The 19,266-nt window shown below is 71.5% G+C and carries 23 protein-coding genes; 5 read left to right on the forward strand and 18 right to left on the reverse strand.

Translation table 11 applies throughout. From position 1 onward, the window contains the following. Together ACNAW0_RS08230 and ACNAW0_RS08235 are read left to right on the forward strand one after the other, a co-directional pair. On the forward strand, window positions 1-1,971 hold the full coding sequence (locus ACNAW0_RS08230) for a type II secretion system F family protein (protein WP_416287129.1): 1,971 nt from the start codon (window positions 1-3) through the stop codon (window positions 1,969-1,971). Window position 1,972: 1 nt separating this feature from the next. Then, a complete protein-coding gene (locus ACNAW0_RS08235; RefSeq protein ID WP_416287130.1) occupies window positions 1,973-2,902 on the forward strand; it encodes a type II secretion system F family protein in 930 nt (309 codons plus the stop codon). A gap of 62 nt (window positions 2,903-2,964) precedes the next feature. On the opposite strand, the gene ACNAW0_RS08240 is transcribed toward ACNAW0_RS08235, so the two are convergent. From ACNAW0_RS08240 to ACNAW0_RS08250, 3 genes are all read right to left on the reverse strand, one after another. Beyond that, window positions 2,965-3,729, reverse strand: coding sequence for a crotonase/enoyl-CoA hydratase family protein (locus tag ACNAW0_RS08240; RefSeq protein ID WP_416287131.1), 765 nt, complete (start codon window positions 3,727-3,729; stop codon window positions 2,965-2,967). Between the two features lie 244 nt (window positions 3,730-3,973). Beyond that, window positions 3,974-4,165, reverse strand: coding sequence for a DUF397 domain-containing protein (locus tag ACNAW0_RS08245; RefSeq protein ID WP_416287132.1), 192 nt, complete (start codon window positions 4,163-4,165; stop codon window positions 3,974-3,976). Continuing rightward, a complete protein-coding gene (locus tag ACNAW0_RS08250) occupies window positions 4,156-4,923 on the reverse strand; it encodes a helix-turn-helix domain-containing protein (RefSeq protein WP_416287133.1) in 768 nt (255 codons plus the stop codon). The genes ACNAW0_RS08245 and ACNAW0_RS08250 overlap by 10 nt, the downstream gene beginning before the upstream one ends. A gap of 337 nt (window positions 4,924-5,260) precedes the next feature. On the opposite strand from ACNAW0_RS08250, the gene ACNAW0_RS08255 reads away from it, so the two are divergent. Together ACNAW0_RS08255 and ACNAW0_RS08260 are read left to right on the forward strand one after the other, a co-directional pair. Beyond that, a complete protein-coding gene (locus tag ACNAW0_RS08255) occupies window positions 5,261-5,479 on the forward strand; it encodes a flavin reductase (protein WP_416287134.1) in 219 nt (72 codons plus the stop codon). Between the two features lie 226 nt (window positions 5,480-5,705). Then, the gene (locus ACNAW0_RS08260) at window positions 5,706-6,209 is read left to right on the forward strand and encodes a hypothetical protein (RefSeq protein WP_416287135.1); all 504 of its coding nucleotides are present in this window, start codon (window positions 5,706-5,708) and stop codon (window positions 6,207-6,209) included. A 134-nt stretch (window positions 6,210-6,343) separates the two neighbouring features. On the opposite strand, the gene ACNAW0_RS08265 is transcribed toward ACNAW0_RS08260, so the two are convergent. Genes ACNAW0_RS08265 through ACNAW0_RS08275 form a run of 3 tightly spaced genes read right to left on the reverse strand, consistent with a single transcriptional unit; the run spans window position 6,344 to window position 9,016 of the window. Further along, window positions 6,344-7,006 carry a hypothetical protein gene (locus tag ACNAW0_RS08265; RefSeq protein ID WP_416287136.1) on the reverse strand — a complete coding sequence of 221 codons (663 nt, stop codon included), beginning with the start codon at window positions 7,004-7,006 and terminating at the stop codon, window positions 6,344-6,346. Then, window positions 6,978-8,252, reverse strand: coding sequence for a hypothetical protein (locus ACNAW0_RS08270; protein WP_416287137.1), 1,275 nt, complete (start codon window positions 8,250-8,252; stop codon window positions 6,978-6,980). Before ACNAW0_RS08270 ends, ACNAW0_RS08265 begins: the two co-directional genes overlap by 29 nt. 17 nt (window positions 8,253-8,269) lie before the next feature. Further along, window positions 8,270-9,016, reverse strand: a complete 747-nt coding sequence (locus ACNAW0_RS08275; protein ID WP_416287138.1) for an ATP-binding cassette domain-containing protein — start codon at window positions 9,014-9,016, stop codon at window positions 8,270-8,272. Between the two features lie 592 nt (window positions 9,017-9,608). Between ACNAW0_RS08275 and ACNAW0_RS08280 the strand changes: the two genes are divergently transcribed. Then, window positions 9,609-10,460 (forward strand): Rieske 2Fe-2S domain-containing protein, encoded by an 852-nt coding sequence (locus ACNAW0_RS08280; protein ID WP_416287139.1) that lies wholly within the window; start codon window positions 9,609-9,611, stop codon window positions 10,458-10,460. An 89-nt stretch (window positions 10,461-10,549) separates the two neighbouring features. Here ACNAW0_RS08280 and ACNAW0_RS08285 read toward each other — a convergent pair whose 3' ends face one another. The 12 genes from ACNAW0_RS08285 to ACNAW0_RS08340 form a co-directional block, all read right to left on the reverse strand. Then, window positions 10,550-11,008, reverse strand: coding sequence for a nitroreductase family deazaflavin-dependent oxidoreductase (locus ACNAW0_RS08285; protein WP_416287140.1), 459 nt, complete (start codon window positions 11,006-11,008; stop codon window positions 10,550-10,552). A gap of 69 nt (window positions 11,009-11,077) precedes the next feature. Then, on the reverse strand, window positions 11,078-11,416 hold the full coding sequence (locus ACNAW0_RS08290) for a cupin domain-containing protein (protein WP_416287141.1): 339 nt from the start codon (window positions 11,414-11,416) through the stop codon (window positions 11,078-11,080). Between the two features lie 26 nt (window positions 11,417-11,442). Then, a complete protein-coding gene (locus ACNAW0_RS08295; RefSeq protein ID WP_416287142.1) occupies window positions 11,443-12,663 on the reverse strand; it encodes a LysM peptidoglycan-binding domain-containing protein in 1,221 nt (406 codons plus the stop codon). A gap of 15 nt (window positions 12,664-12,678) precedes the next feature. Continuing rightward, window positions 12,679-13,110, reverse strand: a complete 432-nt coding sequence (locus ACNAW0_RS08300) for a hypothetical protein (RefSeq protein WP_416287143.1) — start codon at window positions 13,108-13,110, stop codon at window positions 12,679-12,681. Then, the gene (locus tag ACNAW0_RS08305; protein WP_416287144.1) at window positions 13,107-13,574 is read right to left on the reverse strand and encodes a TadE/TadG family type IV pilus assembly protein; all 468 of its coding nucleotides are present in this window, start codon (window positions 13,572-13,574) and stop codon (window positions 13,107-13,109) included. Before ACNAW0_RS08305 ends, ACNAW0_RS08300 begins: the two co-directional genes overlap by 4 nt. After that, on the reverse strand, window positions 13,571-14,053 hold the full coding sequence (locus tag ACNAW0_RS08310; RefSeq protein ID WP_416287145.1) for a TadE family protein: 483 nt from the start codon (window positions 14,051-14,053) through the stop codon (window positions 13,571-13,573). The genes ACNAW0_RS08305 and ACNAW0_RS08310 overlap by 4 nt, the downstream gene beginning before the upstream one ends. Beyond that, a complete protein-coding gene (locus ACNAW0_RS08315; RefSeq protein WP_416287146.1) occupies window positions 14,053-14,256 on the reverse strand; it encodes a hypothetical protein in 204 nt (67 codons plus the stop codon). Before ACNAW0_RS08315 ends, ACNAW0_RS08310 begins: the two co-directional genes overlap by 1 nt. Before the next feature lie 14 nt (window positions 14,257-14,270). Then, entirely contained in the window at window positions 14,271-15,134 is an 864-nt protein-coding gene (locus tag ACNAW0_RS08320) for a type II secretion system F family protein (RefSeq protein WP_416287188.1), read from the reverse strand. Between the two features lie 2 nt (window positions 15,135-15,136). Then, window positions 15,137-16,036: a type II secretion system F family protein gene (locus tag ACNAW0_RS08325; RefSeq protein WP_416287147.1), complete on the reverse strand. Its 900-nt coding sequence runs from the start codon at window positions 16,034-16,036 to the stop codon at window positions 15,137-15,139. Between the two features lie 58 nt (window positions 16,037-16,094). Beyond that, entirely contained in the window at window positions 16,095-17,612 is a 1,518-nt protein-coding gene (locus ACNAW0_RS08330; RefSeq protein WP_416287148.1) for a CpaF family protein, read from the reverse strand. Continuing rightward, entirely contained in the window at window positions 17,602-18,435 is an 834-nt protein-coding gene (locus ACNAW0_RS08335; protein WP_416287149.1) for a ParA family protein, read from the reverse strand. The genes ACNAW0_RS08330 and ACNAW0_RS08335 overlap by 11 nt, the downstream gene beginning before the upstream one ends. Continuing rightward, complete coding sequence (locus ACNAW0_RS08340) at window positions 18,435-19,097, reverse strand: SAF domain-containing protein (RefSeq protein WP_416287150.1); 663 nt, start codon at window positions 19,095-19,097, stop codon at window positions 18,435-18,437. Before ACNAW0_RS08340 ends, ACNAW0_RS08335 begins: the two co-directional genes overlap by 1 nt. Window positions 19,098-19,266: the final 169 nt, after the last annotated feature.

The raw sequence follows: 19,266 nt of genomic DNA on the forward strand, positions 1-19,266 counted from the left end.
ATGATCATTGTGAACTGTGCGATCCGGTGGCGCGCTCGCACCGCCGGCCTTGTCGGCGTACTTGCGGTCCTGGCGATGGTTCTGGCGCCGTCACCCGTGTCCGCCGCCCCGGCCGGTAGCCTCGCCGTGTCCGGGCTGACGGCGTCGCCGGGCAAGGTGCGGTTCTTGTTGGCGGCGCGCGACCTGCCACTCAACTCGGTGCTGGATCCGGCCACGGTACAGGTCGCCGTGGGTGATACACAGCTGCCCTCCGACGTGGACCGGGTCGGCCGCGCGGCCGGCTCCTCGGCGGACCTGCCGCCGCGCGCGTTGGTGGTCGTTCTCGACGTGAGCGGGTCGGTGGCCGGTGCCCGGCTGGAGGCCGCCCGTACCGCCGCCCGCGCGCTGGCCGCCAAGGTGCCGGACGACGTACGACTGGGTTTGATCGCGGTCACGGACAGTCCACGCGTCCTGCTCCGCCCGACCGACGACCGGGCCGCTTTCACCCGGACGCTCGACAAGCTGAACGCGAAGGGCCGGACCGCCCTCTACGACGGCGTCCTTCTTGGCCGCGACACGCTGGAGAAGGCCGGATTTGGTCCGGACTCGGATCGGCGGATGCTGGTGCTCTCCGATGGCGCGGACACCAGTTCGACCGCCACCCGATCGCAGGTGGCCGAGGCCCTTGCCGCCGGCCGCATACCCACCGACGTCGTGGCTGCCGAAGCCACCGATGCCGGGATGAATAACCTGAAGGCGATCGCTCAGGCCGGGGGTGGAAACCTGCTCACCGCAGCCGATAACGCATCGCTGACGCAGAAGTTCCGCGTTGCCGCATCGACCTTCTCCGTGCTGCTCGCTGTGGAAGCGCAGGTTCCGAACAGCCTGGCGCAGCAGAGCGCCGAACTCGCCGTGACGGTGGCGGTCGCCGGTCAGCCGCTGGCCATCTCGGTGCCGGTGACGTTCGCGGATCCCGTGCCGGATCCGGCCGTGGCCGGACCGCATCTGGCGCGGACCGGGTTGCCGGACTGGGCGATCTGGGTGGTTGCCGGGGCCTTCTTTGCCGGCCTGTTGGTGCTGGTATTGCTGCTGGCTTGGCCGCGTCCAGGGGCGAGGGAGGACCGAATCCGGCAGATCAGCCAGTTCGGTCCGGCCCGAGTCGAGCCGCCGCCGGTCATGCCCGAAGCCTCCCCCACCTTCGTTACCAGCACCGTGCTGGCGGCGAGCGCTTCGGTGCTCCGATCCCGCGGGCTCGACGCGCGCATCGGCCTGCGGTTGGAGCAGGCAGGGATGCGTCTGCGCCCGCACGAGTGGGTGCTGACCCAGGCCAGTGCGGTGGTGACCGGCGGCGCGCTCGGCGTGGCTGTACTCGGTTGGCTCGGGTTGTTGCTCGGGTTGCTGCTCGGCTGGCTCGGCCCGCGGATCTACCAATCGTTCCGGGCCGATCGCCGGACCCGTCAGTTCGCCGAGCAACTGCCGGACGCCTTGCAGCTGGTGACCGGATCGCTGCGGTCGGGTTTCTCGCTCGGCCAGTCACTCGACACGGTGGTCCGCGAGGCACCGAACCCGATCGCTGAGGAGTTCGGCCGGGCGCTGGCGGAGCATCGGCTGGGCGCTGATCTGGCCGACGCCCTCCTGCGGGTGGCGGAGCGGGTCAGGAGCGAGGATCTGAAGTGGGTCGTCATGGCCATTCGGATCCAGCACGAGGTCGGCGGCAATCTCGCCGAGGTGCTGGAGACAACGGTGGACACGATGCGCGAACGCAGCCGCCTGCAGCGCCACGTCCGTGCGCTGAGTGCCGAGGGACGGCTCTCGGCGTGGGTACTGATCGGACTACCCATCGTGCTCGGCCTGTTCATGTTCACCCTCCGTGGTGACTACATGCGCCCCCTGATCACCCAGCCGCTGGGTATCGCGCTGCTGCTGGCGGGCGTGTTCCTGATGGTCGTCGGGATCTTCTGGATGGTTCGGGTCGTCAAGGTGGAGGTCTGAAATGAGCGGCATGGCCATCCTCATCGGGGCGGGCGCGGCCGTTTTCGTCGGAGTCACGCTCGTCGTGATCACGGTCGCCTCAGCCAGCTTCGACCGGGTTGGCGTGGCCAAAGGCCTGAGCGTCATCGACCAGGTCTACTCCCCAGGGCAGGCCGGACCGGGCGATGAGGCGTTCAGCGAACGGGTGATCACGCCGCTGACCGCCCGGATGATCCGGCTCGGCCGTGCGCTGACGCCCACGAGCGGGATCGACCGGCTGCGGAGATGGCTCGATTTCGCCGGGAACCCGGCGCACTGGACGATCGACCGCGTCTATGAGGTCAGGGTGCTGGGGCTGGTCGGGCTCGCGCTCGGCGGGGGCGGTCTGGGTGCAGTCCTGCGTGGCCTACCGGCTGTGATCCTGGGTGGCGTGCTCGGTGCGGTGCTCGGGGCCTACCTTCCGGACTTGATCATCTACGAGCTCGGCTATCGCCGGCAGGAGGAGGTCCAGCGGTCGTTGCCGGACATCCTCGACACGCTCACGGTGAGCGTGGAGGCGGGACTCGGCTTCGACGCGGCGCTGGCCCAGGTGACGCGTTACGGGCGAGGCCCGATGGCCAGCGAGTTCGCCCGTACCCTCCAGGAGATCCAACTCGGCATGACCCGGGTGGAAGCCCTGCGGCAGCTGGCCCAGCGTACGAAGGTCGTTGAGCTGAAGACGTTCTGCGCGCTCATGGTCCAAGCCAGTGAACTGGGCATTCCCATCGCCAAGGTGTTGCGCGAGCAAGCCAAAGAAATGCGCGTACGACGGCGACAGCGGGCCGAAGAGTTGGCCCAGAAGGTCACGGTGAAGATTCTCTTCCCGCTGGTGTTCTGCCTCTTTCCGTCGTTGTTCATCGTCGTGCTCGGGCCCGGGGTGATCAACATTCTGCAGAGTGGCTTGTTCAAATGATCCGAACCACGGCGACGACTGGTCGGTTCCTGGTCGGTGCGCTGCGGCCGCTGAAGTGAGGTCTACCCTGCCGGCTCGCCGTGGCGGCCGGCGCCGGCGGTGAAGCGGGCCGCCCCCTTCATCGCATCGGCGATCAGGGACTCGATGCCGAAGGCCAGTTCGGTGGCCATCGCCTCCGGTTCGGGCAGGCCGGCGCCCGCGAGCAGCGCCGCCCGGTCGTTGCGCAGGCAGGTCTGCGGGTGCCGGGCGATCTCGGCGGCCAGCCGCTCGGCCTCCGCCCGGGCCTCGCCCGGCGCGACCAGCCGGTTGACCAGGCCCATCGCGTACGCCTCGTCGGCGGGGACCGGGCGGCCGGTGAGGATCAGGTCCATGGCCCGGCTCTCGCCGATCAGCCGGGGCAGCCGGACCGTCCCGCCGTCGATCAGTGGTACGCCCCAGCGTCGGCAGAACACCCCGAGCGTCGCGTCCGACTCGGCGATCCGCAGGTCACACCAGAGCGCCAGCTCCAGGCCGCCGGCAACGGCGTACCCGGAGATGGCGGCGAGCACCGGCTTGGACAGGCGCATCCGGGTCGGGCCCATCGGGCCGTCGCCCTCCGGCTCGACCCGGTTGCCGCGCGGCGTACCGATGGCCTTCAGGTCGGCGCCCGAGCAGAACGTGCCCCCGGCGCCCCAGAACACGGCGACCGCCGCGTTCGGGTCGGCCTCGAAGGCGCGGAAGGCGTCCGCGAGCGCGCGGGCGGTCGGGCCGTCGACGGCGTTGCGGGCCTCCGGCCGGTCCAGGATCACCGTGGTCACCGGCCCGGCGTGCTCGACGCGTACCCCCATCGGGTCAGCATGCCCGCGACGGCGGCCGGCGCGCCAGGAATCGGTGCCGTGTCGTGCGGGTGGCGGGGCCCGTGCGGTGCGGCGGGGTGCGGCACGGCGAGGGCGGTTTTTGGCCTGCGCGCTTTGGAACTGATGGCGTAAACGAATCGCGCTCGGCGCGGCTGAAGGCCGCCTCCAGATCTTGGACAGTTACCGTCCGCCTGGAACGGAAACTATCCAAGATCCGAAACAGGGACGGATCGGATCAGGCGCGGGTGGGTGGTTCGGTGAGGAAGGTGCGCCAGGCGGTGGGGGTGAAGGTGAGGGTGGGGCCGGTCGGGTCCTTGGAGTCGCGGACGGCGACCAGGCCGGGGAGGTTGTCGGCGACCTCGACGCAGTTGCCGCCGTTGCCGCTGCTGCGGCTGCTCTTGCGCCATCGGGCGCCCGTCAGCTCCATGATTTCGCCACTTCCCTGATCAGATCGACCGACTGCCAGTGGGAGAGCGCCTCGCCGCGCACGTTTTCCCATGCGGCCATTATTGCCGCGAGGTCATCGACGTCGCTAACCACTTGTCCCTCGAGCTGGTTGTCGAGGTAGCCGGCGAGCCGGTGGTCCGGGCAGGTGGCGAGCACGAACGGGCCGTTCAGCCCGGCGTAGGCACCGACCGTGGACGGCACGACGTGGACCCGTATGTGGGGCTCCGCGCAGGCCTCTACCAGGGTACTTAGCTGCTCCCGCATGGTCCCCCGTCCGCCGACCGGCCGGCGCAGGACCGCTTCGTCGATCACCGCCGTGAACTGGGGCGGGTCGTCCCGGCGCAGCACGCCCTGACGGGCGAGGCGCATGGTAAGGAGCCGGTCGATGTCGCCACGGGGGATCAGACCACCTCCGGTGAGCACGGCGCGGGCATACGCCTCGGTCTGCAGCAGGCCGGGCAGCACGAGGGATTCGAACGAGCGCAGCGACACGGCGTCGCGCTCGATTTCCTGCCAGGGACGGAACCAGACCGGGTCACGACGTCTCGAAGTGTCCGGCCAAATGTCCCCCACGTCCCGGCCGAGCGCCTCCGCCGCTGCCACCCGATGCCGCGCATGCGGGATCCGGCCCTCGCTCAGCCAGCGGCCCACGGTCTTCGGGTCAACCCCTACGCGCTCGGCCAGAGATTCGGTGGTGTACCCGGTCTCGCTCAGCGCCACCCGTAGCGCATCGTTCACGGTCCCTCCCCATTGGACGTCTCGAATATCTGCCGACCATACCGCTACGCGGTGTTTCTGTCTGAACACCCTCGGCAGTGTGTTGCGCAGGACGGCGCGGCCGGTGGAGGTGAAGCAGCCCGGCGGTCAGCGTCAGCGCGGGCCGCCCCGCCAACGGTGTCGGGGCGGCCCATCCATCCGTGAGGCGAAGGGAGATGCGTATCCGGTTCTGGCGACACGGGCCCGAAGAACGGGCACGGCGCGCGGGCAACCTCACGCCGGCGCAGCGGGGGCGGGCCGGCGGGTGGCGGCGGAACGGCGGCGCGCGATGAGCCGCGCCGCTCGCCCCCATTTGCCGATGCGTCCGCTGTGGCGCTGCCGGCGCTGCGGCGCGGAGTGGCCCTGCCAGCCGGCACGGCTCGCGCTGCTCGTCGAGTACCGGCAGGACCGGACGGCGCTGCTGGTCTACCTGAGCACGCTGATGGCCGAGGCCGGCACGCAGTTGTCACAGCTCAACGGCAGCGTCGCCCCGGCCGATCTGACCGAGCGCTTCCTCGCCTGGGCGCGGGCCCGCTGACCGGCTTGCGAGCGTTGCACTGCGGTGAGGCGTCAGCCGTGGCCGGCGAGCCATTGCACGAGGCCCGTACAGTGACCGACGATGTTTCATCGACATCTGTCGGGGTCGGGCCTTGATCGGCTCACCTGGTGCGGGTGTTGGACCGGCCCCTGACACCAGGGCGCAAACCTCTCATGAAGGCGCGTGTGTGATGGCGAAACCACAGGGCGATCGCAGAGTGTCTGTCGTGGTGGCGGCGACCGCCGTGGAAAATCTTGTACCCCCAAACCTGGCGATCGACGACCCGCAGCGCCCGCCGTGCAGGGCCACGGTGGTCTGCCCGGTGTCCAGGCTGAGCACGAGACCGTTGGAGATCTCGGTGTCGGAGCAGGCTGTTGCCCGGTACCGGATCACGTCAGTCATGGCAGGGTCTATTTGGTGGGTCTACCTCGCGGTCATGCTCTTGTACGTGGAGTACGCCGTGGAGGGGTTCATTCGAATCGTATCGGATTTGCCTCGTACCCCGTTTTACGCGAGCTGGCAGCTCTGGGTGAGCGTCGGCGCGGGGCTGGCGTGGGGGGTTGTTGGTGTGCTGGTGACGCCACGTTCGTATCCCCGACTCAAGGGCGGCAGGGTGGTGATGCGTGACGTGGCCGAACAGTCGGCGCACGACTGGGTGCAGCGAAATCCCGCCGGCAGCATCGTCATCCAGTCCAGCACAACCGGCGCCGCCACGCCGGAACCGCGCTGAATCCCGCTGTTGATCCACTCCAAATCCGGTTGCCGGGCGGCAGGGCGCGGCGGCGAGGTCCCCGCACCCCCGTCGATGATTGATCCGACGGGGGTGCGTTGGCAGGAACATGGCAGCACAGACCCCACAAGACTTCAGGGGCGCCAGCGTGTCCAGCGGCGGCGACGCCACGGTGTCGCCGCGTACGCGATCAGGCCGGCGGCAAGCAGTGTGGTGCTCAGGATGAGGCTGGGTAGATCGTCGTATGGCCGGGCGCTGAACTCCCACCACCGGTATTGCTGGCTTCCGGTGTATCCCCAGTAGAACAGCACGATGGCCACTATCGACGGCAGTGCCCAGGCGAGCCGCCATCCCAAGGTTGCTCCTGCGACCAGGGCCAGCCCGAACCAGGCGATCCACGACCGCGCGATGATCCCGACTATCGCCGGCTGCATTGCGAACGTACAGATGCCCAGGAAGATCACCACAGAGCCGATACCCAGGCCGGCGAGGTAGAGCCGCTGCATGGAACGAAGCCGTCGGGTGGCTACCAGCTCCAGGCTGGCAAGCGGGCTGTGTAACGCAAGGACCGGCATTATGGCGACGCCCATGGTGAGCATGCGCCACAGGGGGATGGTCGCCTTGCCCTGTTCGACTGCTGCGGGTATCGGCGTTTCGACCAGACCGAACCAGGCGGTGAGCGCGCCCAGGAGAACGGTGACGGCCAGTACGGTCCGGGCTGGCCGGACCGCGAGGAACAAGCGGACCGGGGTCGTTTCTGCTGATACCTCAGCGTCCCGGCTGACAGTAACGGCCACGAAGATAGTTCACCTCTCCTTCAGCCCACCGGAACTGATCGGCGCGAGACGGGTTGCCGGCGACCTCCCGTCCCTTCGCCCACGCCTGCTGCATCTCTGCGGGAGCATTGGTGTGGTAGTCCGGACTGCCCCCGCCGGCCAGATACGTTTCCGACCAGGCCCGGACAGCGGAGAGCCGGGCCTGGTCCGATGAGGTGATCTTCTGCCAGTCGCAGGCCTGAAAGTCCTGGAACCCGAAGGTTGATGCGTTGATCGCGATGCCTATGTCACCGGCATAGGACCACGGACTCCCCTCGAGGATGTTGAAGATCGGCGGCCCCGCCTCATAACCGAGGTATTCCTTCCCGTCCGGCCCGATGTATCGGGTCTTCTGGAGGCCGACCTCGTTGATGCGCGGCGGCCGGACGAATACGTCGGGCAGCAGGTCGATGCGCGCACTGACTTCGCGAAGCTGCGGCAGATACTTCTCATGTTCCGGCCAGATACACAGGGTCGTCGACCCTTCGACGCAGGTCACCTTGTTACCTGGTGGTTTCCGGTCGGCCACCACGTTGGTGGTCAGCATGACTGCAACGAGCGGCAGAACCGCAGGGACCAGCGTCCACGCCCTCCGTCTAACCCGTCCCGCGGCACCTGCGGCGGACAGCCACAGCAGGACCAGCAACAGTGCCACGACCGACCCCAGCCGCAGCGCCAGCGGCAACGGATCGACCGCCACCTCAGGGTAACCGGAGATCACGACGAACCCCACCCGGTCCAGCAAGGCAGTCAGGAACAGGAAGCCCAACGTCGCCACGAGAGCGGCGAACACGGGCCCGAACAGTTGGCCGCATGCCCAGCCAAGCGCGACCGCCAACAGGATCACGAACAGGCCAAGTAGGAGGTAGCCCAGCCAGAGGTGCACGCCCGGCGGGAACGCCCGGGCGGTGATGGCGAAGGCCACCGCCTGACCGATCAGATACGGGATCAATAGCACGATGATGGTCGCGCCGAGACGGTGGGCCTCCGAAACCACGGGGTGGACCCGCGCGGACCTCAGTTGTTCCTCAAGCCCGTGCCGCTGCGGCGCGCCCGCCGACCAGGCCACCGCCCCCGCTCCGACAATGCCCAACAGATACGCGGGCACCTGCGCTGCGGCGCCGGTCTCCGGCCAGACGCCGATCCAGTGCCGGTTCCGTAGGAACAGCACCGCCAGGTCGACGACGACGAGCACCGGCAGTGCCCAGCGGATCGGGGAGTTACGCACGTGTAGCCACACCGTACTCACAGTTCCTGCTCCCCCTCGGGCAGCAGGTGCATGTACGCCCGTTCCAGCGGAGAGTGGCCGGGGAGATCGTCATGGTCCAGGGCTTCCAGTTCGGCGACCGTGCCGTCGAACCTGGCCGCTCCGCCGTGCATCACGATCACCCGGTCGCAGACCGCCCCGACATCGTCGATGAGGTGGGTGCTGAGCACCACGACCGTGTCACCGAGCCCTGAGATGATCTTCCGGAATTGCAGCCGCTGGCGCGGGTCCAGACCGACCGTGGGCTCGTCCAGTAGCACCAGTCGCGGTCGCCCCACGATCGCCCAGGCGATACCGGCGCGCCTGCGCATGCCGCCGGAGAGGCTGCGCATCTTTGACTTCCGCCGATCGGTGAGGTCCACCATTTCCAACGCTTCATCGACCGCTCGTCGCCACTGATTGGGCGGCACTCCCCGCATCCATGCCGCATACGTCACGAAGTCGGCAACCTTCATCTGCGGGTCGAAGCCAAAGTCCTGCGGCAGATAGCCGATCCGGTCGCGAACCCGGCGAGCCGACCGCTCGCTGTCTATCTCGATTTCGTCGATCCGGATTGCGCCGTTCCGCGGCGGCATGACGGTTGCCAGCGTACGGAGCAACGTCGTCTTACCCGCCCCGTTGGGACCCAGTAACGCGGTTATTCCCGGCCGCAACGTCACACTGAGATTGTCGATGACGGTGGACATTCCATAGCCCTGGGACAGCGCGTCGAGCACGACACTCATAGAGAGACTCTCATTTCACGAACATGAGGTGAAGGAGTGCGGGCCCCTGGCCCACACTCCTTCACCTCAGTGCTGGTATTGATCAGTTGTAGTCGTAGCTGATCCAACCGTTGCTGGCACCGAACGTGCAGTCAGGGCCGGAGTAGGTGGTGGTGCTGCCCGCGCCCCGGACCTTCCTCATGCTCGGGTCCGTCTCGTACGAGCACGCGACGCCCGCCGTATTGGCGCACGCTCATGCTAGTGATCGATGATCGCCACCGCAACTGGCAGTCATAGCCCTGTGATGCTGGGTGTCTGTCCAGAATGGATAAGAGGTCTGAGTTGGGGTCGGACAGGCTGGCTCTGCTTGCCGTGAGTCATTCCTGGCCAACCTGCTCGGCATCCCGCCCGGCGTTTGGCCGATTGCCTGGCTTGGTCTCGGCCGCGTTACCTACCGCCAGCCGGTCTCCGACCTGGTCCGCCACGGCTGCCGTACGCCCCAGCTGCTCGCCGCCGCCGGGCACCGCGACCGGTGGCAGGGTTGAGGCACCCGATGGGGTGATTCGTGGGGGCCGCCCGGTTTGGGGCCCCAACTGCCGGGAAGTCGGACCACGTGCGCGGACTTCTGATGAAACTCGAACAGGCCTCCCGGCTCGACCGGATCGGCGACCGGCTCCAGCGGGCCGTCCAGGGCACGCTGCGTGGGCAGCGGATTCGGGACTTTCTGCACGGTGTCTGGCTGGGGCATCCGCTGCACCCGGCGATGGTGCAGGTGCCCGTCGGGGCCTGGATCAGTGCCGCGGTGCTCGACCTGATGCCCGGGCAGCGCCGGGCGGCGACCACGCTGATCGGGGTCGGCACGGTAAGCGCCCTGCCGGCCGCCGTCGCCGGGCTCAACGACTGGGCCGCCCTGTCCCGCGACCAGCGTCGGGTCGGCATGGTGCACGCCGCCGCGAACAACGTCGCCCTGGCGTGCTACGTCGGATCGCTGGTCGCCCGACGCAACGGCCGGCACGGGATGGGCAAGGCGCTGGCGTACGCGGGGCTGACCGCGGCGAGCGGTGGGGCGTACCTGGGTGGGCACCTCGCGTACAAGCAGGGGGCGCAGGTCAGCCAGAGTATCTCGGAGATGCACCTGATGAGCGAGGGGTGGCACCCGCTGGGCGACATGGCCGGCCTGCCGCAGCGGCAGCTCGTCACCCGGGAGATCGACGACGTGTCGGTGATCCTCTACCGGCACGGCGACGACGTCACCGTGATGCTGGAGCGCTGCCCGCACCAGAGCGGCCCGCTCGGCCAGGGCCAGGTGCAGGAGATCGACGGCCATGACTGCGTGGTGTGCCCGTGGCACGGCAGCACATTCCGGCTCAACGGTGGCGAGGTGGTGCACGGGCCGGCCGCCAACGACCAGGTGCTCCTGCCGACCCGGGTGGTCAACGGCCGGCTCGAGGCCCGCCTGCCCTGACCGGGGCCGCACCGGACCGTCGGCCACGGCGACCGGTCAGCGCGCCGGGGTGACGTATACCTTGCGCAGCGTCGCCCGCCTGCGGCAACTCACCCGTCGGCGAACACCAGGCGGACCAACGGGAGGCGCTGCGCCACGTCGGCGGGGAGCGGGCCGGTGCCGCGCAGCTCCGGGATGTCCAGCGCGCGACCCAGCGCCGCCGCGGCCCGGCGGCTGCGCTGCCGGTAGCGCTCCAGGCGCTGCCGGGTCTCCTCCCCGGGCAGCACCGTCGCCCGCGCCGGAATGCCGCGATCCGGGCCGTTCCACACCCGCACCCGGGGATCGGCCTGCAGGTTGCGGAACCAGTGGGAGCGGGGACCGTGCCCAGAAACCAGGAAGAGCACGCCGGGCTCCCGGTCGACCACCTCCAGCACCACGTACCGGGGCAGCCCGGAGCGTCGGCCCCGGTGCTCGAGCATCATCAGCCGGCGGGTGAGCAGCCGGCCGATGCCGTGCCGATAGAGCGGGATGGGTGCGCGGGCGAGCCAGCGCGGGATCCGGCGGGCCATGACCCCACGCTACGCGCCCCGCTCACCCATATCGACACCCAGTTTCGAGCTGACGGTGAAGCGGGTCGGTCAGCCTGCCGGGGTGACGTACACCTTGCGCAGCGTCTCGTGCACCGTCCAGGTGGTCCGGGCACCGGCCTCCAGCACGCACAGGTCGCCCGGGGCCAGCTCCAGCACCGGGCCGCCCTCCACGGCGACGCTCGCCCGGCCGGAGAGCACCACGAAGACCTCGTCGGCCTCCACGTCGGTGCTCACCCCGGGGCTGTGCTCCCACACCCCGACGTCCAGCCCGGCCACGGCGGGCACCGCAACGGTGCCCGTGGTCGGGGTGCCCTCCCGTATCTGCTCGGCGGGGAGCGGCTCGTGCGGGACGTCCAGGCTGGTGGCGCGGACCACGTGCATCGGCATGGCGACGACGGTAGCCGACGCGCTGGTCAGCCCTTCCGGTGGCGGCGGGGCGTCAGCTCCCGTCCGGCGGGTCGGGGGGCCGGACGTCGTCGCAGGCCGAGCACCGTGCCGAACTGCGCGCCGACCATGCTCGCCACCGCCAGCACCGCCGAGATCGCCAGCGGTCGGTTGATCCCGTCCTCGGCGGTGGCCCGGGACGCGTCGGCCGCCATCGCCGGTGGCGGTCCCGCCGGTTCCAACACTGTGGGCGACCCCGGCGTGCCGGTCACCTGCGGCGCCGGCTTCGGCATAGGAGCCTGCGGCGCCGGCTTCGGCGTAAGAGCCTGCGGCGCCGGCTTCGGCGTAGGGGTCTGCGGGGACGGCTTCGCCGTGGGAGCCGGCCCGATCGCTTCCACCGCGTCGCCCGGAGCCGTCGTGACCGCTGTACCGCCGGCAGGGCGGGCAGCCGGCCTACCCGGGGCGGGTGCCGGACGGGACGCCGGCGGAATCACCGGCCGCCCGTTGGCGTGCCGGCGGGCTCCCTCGTCCACCGCTCCCTCGGGTAGTTCGAGCAGTTGGCCGGGGCGGATCAGGTCCGGGTCGGCGAGCCGGTTCAGCCGGGCCAGCTCCCGGTAGCGCTCGAAGTCGTCCAGGTAGCGCTCGGCCACCCTGCCCAGGTAGTCGCCCTTCGCCACCCGGTACACGGTCGGCTCGGCCGACACCGACCCGGCTCGGTCCGACAACGCCTCGGCTTGGACCGGCACCGAGCCAGCCTGGACCGGCGGCGCGGCCACCGAGGCCGCCGGAGCGCCGACAGCCGGAGCGGCGGCGACCGCGGGCGCGGCGGCCGGGTGCGGGGCGGCCAGGGCGGCGGTGCTCGCCGCGGCCGGGCTCGCCGCCAGGATCAGCGCCACCGAGCTGACCAGCGCGGCCGCCGCCCGCTGTTGCCGGCGCATCCCAGGCAGCCGGGGCGCCGGCCGGCGCAGCGCCGCCGCCAGCAGCTCCACCAGTACGGAGAACGCGAACGTCGCCCAGCCAAACCAGCCCACCACGGCGAGCGCCCGCAGGAAGAGCTGCCCGTCGTCGCGACTGGTCAGCGCCGTACCCATCTCGGCGAGGGTGGGCAGATGGTCGGGGAGGGGGTTGCCGGCGAAGGCGAAGAGCGCGAGCGGGCCGCCGGCCAGCACCGCACAGAGCACCACGAGGGCGCCGAGCCCGGTGAGGACCTGGCCGGTTCGCCGTACGGCGGAACGTCGGGGTGCGGCCATGGCTGCGCTCCCTTCCTACGGTGCCCCGGTGAGCGCCCGTGCGGTGGCCTCACCCGTGACGGTGACGGAGTTGTTGAAGCCGAGGAGGCCGAGCAGGTTTCGGCGGTAGGTGACGCGGACGCGTACCCGGATCTGCTTTTCGCCGTCGATCACCGGGAAACTGACCTGGTGGCCGCTGACCCCGCCGGCCGCGCGCAGGTAGCCCGCGACGGCGTCCCGGGCGGCCACCTCGTCGATCTCCTTCGGGCCACCCTCGATGGCGCGGGCCCGGTCGATCATCTGGCCGCCGCTGCGGGCCGCCTCGGCCGCGAGGTTGTCCGCGCGCTGCAACGAGCGCAACTGCCCGGCGCCGTCGTACGCCAGGCTGATGATCACGAGTACGCCGGTCATCGCCACGGCGAGGAAGAGACTCACCCGGCCGCTCTCCGGCGCGCGCCAGCCGGTCATCGGCGGCTCCGGTAGGTGTCCAGCGGGGAGGTGAAGCTCGCGGAGACGGTCTTGTTGCCCGGCACCCCGGGCAGCCCCGGCGCCCTCAGATCGGCGAAGGAGACCGTGCAGGTCACCGTGACCGTGACGGTCGCCGGCACCCCGGGCGCGCTGCGGTACGCGGCGGCGAAGCTGGTCGTAGTCCCGCGTACCGAGCCGCCGAAGGTCAGGGCCGGCGAGGCGGTGCAGTGCAGCCCCGACCAGTCGAGCTGGCGGCGGGCCGCGTCGGTGGCCGCGGTCCGCCCGGTACGCGCGTCCCGAGCGATCGAGGCGGCCCGGGCGGCATCGTGCGCGGCCGACTCCACCGCCTCGGCGGCCACGGCTGTCCGCCCGGCCACCCCGGCCAGCACCATCAGCCCGATGAAGGCCGGGGCGAGCACCGCCACCTCGATCGAGACCGAACCCCGTTCGCGCACCGCTCTCACCCCGTCGTCCAGCGTTCGACCGGCCCGTGGGCGGTCTGCCGGACCGGGAAGTGGACCCCGGGGATCACCGACAGGGAGCGCCCGCTGACCGTGCAGGTGACCTCGGTGGCGGTCGTCGTGCAGGTGGGAGCCGGCCAGTCGACAAGCCAGTCACCGGCGGCGTGCAGGAAGGCGGTGGCCCGGTCCCGGCCCGCGCCAGGCGGGGCCTGGAGCGCGCGCTGGGCGTTGACGCCGGTCTGCGCCGCGTTGAGGGCGGTGGACCGCGCGACGAACCAGACGCCGAGCTGGATCGAGGCGAAGAGCAGCACGAGGATCGCCGGCATCACCACCGCCAGCTCGACCGGATTGGCTCCCCGCTCCGCCCCGCCCTCGGCGAGCCGCCCTCGGACGACCGCGATGATCCGCCCCGGGCCGTGCCGACCGGTGGGCCGGTCGACGGACGCCGGCCGGCTCCGGCACGTACGGGCGGGGCGGGGCATCACGGCGCCTTCGGGTGGTCCGGGATGGCGTTCATCCAGTTGTTGGCCTTGGCCAGGGCGAGCCCGGTGACCGCCATGGCGACCGCGACCAGGCCGAAGATGATCACCGCGGTCGGTACGGGGCTGTCGCCCCGCTCGGTGTCCCGCCGCAGCTCCGCCAGGCGGCTGGTCACCGCCGCGTACAGGTAGGTGTAGAGGCGCATCGAGGTTCTCCTTCTCACAGGCGGGCCAGGAACGGATAGACGGCGAAGCCGAGCAGCACGAAGACCAGCAACGAACCCGGAATGTCCAACCGGCTGGTCACCCCCTCGGCCCGGGCCAGGTTGTCGGTACGGATCTGGTCGCGCAGCGAGTCGGCGCGGCTGCGCAACGTCTCGTGCACCTGCGCGCCCTCGCTGCCGGAGGTGCGCATGATCGCGCCCACGTCGCCCAACTCCGGGATGCCGATCCGGTCGGCCAACTCCTGGAGTTCGTCCCACGGCGAGTGCATCTGAAGCTGGGCGATCCGCAGCGCCTCCCGGATCCGGTCGAAGACCCAGCCGTCGCAGACCGCCGCCGCGCGCTCCAGCGACTGCACCGGGCCGTGCGCCGCGGAGAGCTGCAACGCGACCAGGTCCAGATAGGTGCAGACCGCCTGACGGAACTCGTCCCGGGCGACGCTCGCCCTGACCAGCACGTCGCGGTGCGCGACCAGGCCGGCGACCAGCGCCAACCCCAGGCTCCCGAGCACCGGTACGACCAGCGGCAGCGACACCCCGCCCAGGAAGAGCACGGCCGACGTCAGGGCCGGCAGGGCGAACCCGAGCAGCGCGGAGAGCAGCACCGACAGGGCGTACTGCTCCGGGGTCCGGTCGAGCAGGGCGAGCTGCCGGTGCGGCGGGCGTAGCCAGCGGGAGAAGCCGCCCAGCCAGTCCGGCCCGCCCCGGGCCGCCACCGCCTGGCCGGGTGGCTGGTGCAGCCGGCGCAGCGCCGGGCCGAGCGCGGGGGTGGCCGGCAGCGCCTCGCGTACCACCAGGAAGAGGCCGAGGCCGACGACCGCCCCACCCAGCACGGCAACGGCGAACTCCCAGTTGAAGATCAGGTTCACGCAATCACCTCGTCCGGGTCGGGGGCGGGTAGGAAGCGCGCCGGCCGGGGCGGCTGGCTCATCGAGCGCACCCAGACCAGCAGCCCGACGAACGCGGCGCCGAGCACCGCCATCACCAGCTGCCCGAACGGCGTCCGGTACGGCCGGATGTACTCGGTGTTGACCAGCCCGTACGCGAGGGCGGCCAGGGTCATCCCGGTGAGGAAGCGGACCGCGAACCGGGGCTGCGTACGCTTCGCCTCGATCTCCCGGCGGGTGGCCACCTCGGCCGACGCGGCCGAGGCGATCGAGCCGAGCACGTCGCCGAGCCGCTCGCCCCGGTCGGTCAGGTGCAGGATCAGCGCGGCCACCACCTGGTCGCAGACCGGGTCGCCGATCTCGTCGGCGAAGGCGAGCAGCGCGGACTTCGCCAGCCAGCCGGCCTGGAGCCGGGCGGCCAGGGTGCGTACCTCCTCCTGGATCTCCTCCGGGGCGGTGGCGATGGTGCCGGTGATCGCCTGCTGGAGGCCCTGGCCGGTGCCGCAGATGTCCTTCAGCCGGCGGGTCCACTCGCCGACCGCCTCGACCCGGTCGATGGCCCGCTGCTCGGCACGGCCGACCGCGAACAGCCACGGCACCCCGGGCACGGCCAGCGCCACCAGCAGCCCGACCACCGGCAGCCCGGTCAGCAGGAAGGCCAGCGCCCCGGCCACCACCGTCGCGCCGAGTAGCACCCGGTACCGCCGCTGCTCCCGCCGGCCCGCCCCGGAGCGGATCCAGAGCCGGCGTAGACCGGGGCGCGTGCCCGGCGCCGGCCCGGCGGGCCGGCGGGTGCCGACCAGCGCGACCACGGCGAGCACCAGCCCGGCCACGAACACCGCGCCGGAGACGAGGGCGACCAGCTCGATCATCGACATGGTGTGCCCGCCTTCGTTCGCGACTGCGGGGCTCGCAAGACCGGCTCACTCCTCGCGCTCACGGTCGCCGTCCGAGCCGGGTGTGCCGGGGGCGGCGCCAGGCGCCGGTGCCGGCCTCGATGAACCGGGTCAGCAGCCGGGCGTCGTAGCCGACCCGCAGCAGCTGGTCGCGGATCCGCTCGGGCAGGTGCCGGGGGACGGCCCGACCGTCCGGCCCTGGCCCGAAGACCGCAGTGGTGACGATCCGGTTACTCTCACCGACCCCGATCACCTCCTCGACGTGCGAGACGAAGCGGTGCTTGCGGCCACCGATCGCGGTCTCGTCCTCGACGGTGACGTAGACGATCAGGTCGAGCGCGTTGCCCGCCATCCGGCGGGCCTGGTCGACCGTCATCTCCCGGCCGTGCGCGAGCGCCAGCTCGATGATCCGTTCGCTCACCCCCGCCGGGGTACGCGCGTGGATGGTGCACATCGAGCCGCGGCTGGTGGTCATCGCCTGGAGCATCGGCACGATCTCCCGGGACCGGACCTCGCCGACGATGATCCGCAGCACGCCCATCCGCAGCGAGACCGGGATCAGGTCGGCGATGCTCACCTCGCCGGCCGGGCGGCCGTCCAGCCCGCGTTCGCCGTGTCCCTCCCGGGACTCGAAGCTCATCACCGCCCGGTGCTTGTGCCCCCGGCGGGCCGGGAGCAGCTCGCGGCTCTCCTCCAGCAGCACGTACGCCTCGTCCGCCGGGATCTCGTCCATCAGCGCCCGGATGACCGTGGTCTTGCCCGCCCCGGCCAGCCCGGCGACCATGATGTTCAGCCCGGCTTGCATGGACGCGCGGAGGAAGTCGCGCAGCAGCGGGTCGATCATCTCGTCCAGGTCGGGCCGACCACCCGCGATGTCCTCCAGGCTCACCGCCAGGGTGTTGTGCTTGCGGATCACCGCGTACGGGCGGTGGCTGACCAGGAAGACCGCGGCGAGCCGGCTGCCGTCGGGCAGTTGCAGGTCGAGGGTCGGCTTCGAGGTGGACAGCGACCGCTCGGTGGCCCCCGCGCGGCGGGCCGCCGCCTGGAGGATCTCCACCAGCTCGTCGTCGCTGTCGGCGATCGGCTCGGCCCAGTCCACCCCGCCGCCGTGCCGGGTGACGCGTACCTGGTCGCAGCCGAGGATGTGCACCTCCTCGATGGTCTCGTCGACCAGCAGCGTCTGGAGCCGGCCCAGGCCCACCAGCTCGGCGGTGACCTGGTCGAGCAGCAGCCGTTCCTCGTCGGCGGGCATCGGCGTGCCGGCCCGGCGCACCGAGTCCGCGTACGCGGAGATCACCGCGACGGCCAGCCGCGCCCGCTCCACCTCCTCGGCGTCCGCGTCGAACTCCCGGCCGCGCTGCCAGAGGGTGAGCCGTTCGCTCAGCTCCCGGCGCAGCTCGCGGACCACGGCGAAGTCCACCCGGGGGCGGGGCGGCGGGGGCGCCGGCGCCACGGCTGGAGCCGGGTGCCGCCCGTTCGGCGGGGCCAGCGGTGGCACCGTAGAGGTGGCGCCGGGCTGCTGCCCGCGCGGGTCGTGGGAGACCGGCTCAAACCGCACCGGACACCTCCGGCGCGGTCGGCGCGGTCGCCGCGCGGGGCTGCGCCGCTCCCGGCCAGGCCAGCCGGGCGCGCCGCCGGTCCAGCAGCGCCCCGACCGGCACCTCCAGGGCGTCGGCCGCGCGCATCAGCGGCCGGCCGGCGCGTACGGTGCCGCCGAGGCTGAGCACCGCCGCGGTACGCGGGTCGTGCGGCAACCGGGCGATCACCGGCAGCCGCAGTGCCTTGCTGATCTCGCTGGTGCCGTGCCCGTCGCCGACCACCAGCAGGCGCAGGGCGCCCGGGGGCACCCGGTGCTCGGTGAAGTCCCGTTCGATGGCCCGGATCGTGGACCGGGTGGCCGACAGGTCGGGCAGGTGCGCGCGGGTGACCAGCAGCACGATCGCGGCGGCGCGCAGCACCGGCCACGGTGGACCGCCCACCTGGAGCCGCCCACAGTCGACCAGTACGTCGTACGGGGGGACACCCCGCTCCAGGCTGGTGAAGAAGTCGGCGAACCGCTGCCAGAGCGGTGTCACGCTGCCGGCCTGGGCCGGGTCGACCACGCCCGGCAGCAGCAGCCGCTCCCGCTTCGGCGCGTCCAGGTCGACCAGCTGCGACCAGAAGGCGCTGTCCAGGTTGCCGTCCCGCAGCTCCCCGACGGCCAGCTCGCCGATGCCCCGAGGGCCGTCGAGTGCCCCGCCCAGGTAGCCGGCGAGGATCGAGCCGCCGGCCGGATCGCACTCGGCCAGCACCAGCCGCCGGTGCCAGCTCAGCGCGGCGGCCAGCGCGGAGGTGGTGACGCCCGGCGAGCCCTTCGCCGAGACCAGGGCGATGATCGCCATCAGGCCGCCTCGGTGAGTACGAGCGCGACCCGGTCGTCCGCGGCCAGCACCACCACCGCCGGCACGTCGCGTACGGCCAGGGCCAGGTAGACCACCACGTCGTCGTTCTCCGGGCTGGCGGTGTCGACTACCACGGCCTCGAACCGGGTGCCGCCGCCGCGCGCCGCGCCGTCGGTGTTGGCGTTGTTGTCCGGGGTGCTGATCAGCAGGACCTTGTCGCCAGGGTGGAGCGTACGGGCCGGCACCCGGCTCGGCTTGAGCCCGAGCGCGATCTGCTGCTGCCCGGGCCCGAGCAGCGGGGCGTCGGTGAGCTGGGACGCGGTCAGCAGGGTGCCCGGGGTCAGCCGGACCGCCGCGCGTAGGTCCAGCACCTCCTTCAGCCGGCTGGTGGGCACCGGCCGCAGCCCCTGCCCGCCAGACACTCGTACCGCGACCAGGTCGCCGGCACTGAGCTGCTGGCCCACCTCGACCGGCCGGGCCACCGCCAGGTAGCTGCCGGTCGAGCGGACCGAGGTGACCGCGAAGGCCGCGCCCAGCCCGCCGAGGGCGATCAGCAGCACCGCCAGTCCGAGCAGGCCGGGGCGTACCCGTCGCTGCCGGACCACCCGGGGCGGTGCCACCGGAGTGTCCGCCGAGATCCCGTTCCGGGTCGCCACACTCACTGCGCCATCTCCGTTCGCGACTGCGGGGCTCGCAGATCCGGCTCACTCCTCGCGCTCACCGGGCTGCCTTTCGTTCGCGACTGCGGGGCTCGCAGACCCGGCTCACTCCTCGCGCTCACCGGGCTGCCTTTCGTTCGCGACTGCGGGGCTCGCAGATCCGGCTCACTCC

The sequence above is a fragment of the Micromonospora sp. SL1-18 genome (assembly GCF_047921505.1).
Lineage (GTDB): Bacteria > Actinomycetota > Actinomycetes > Mycobacteriales > Micromonosporaceae > Micromonospora.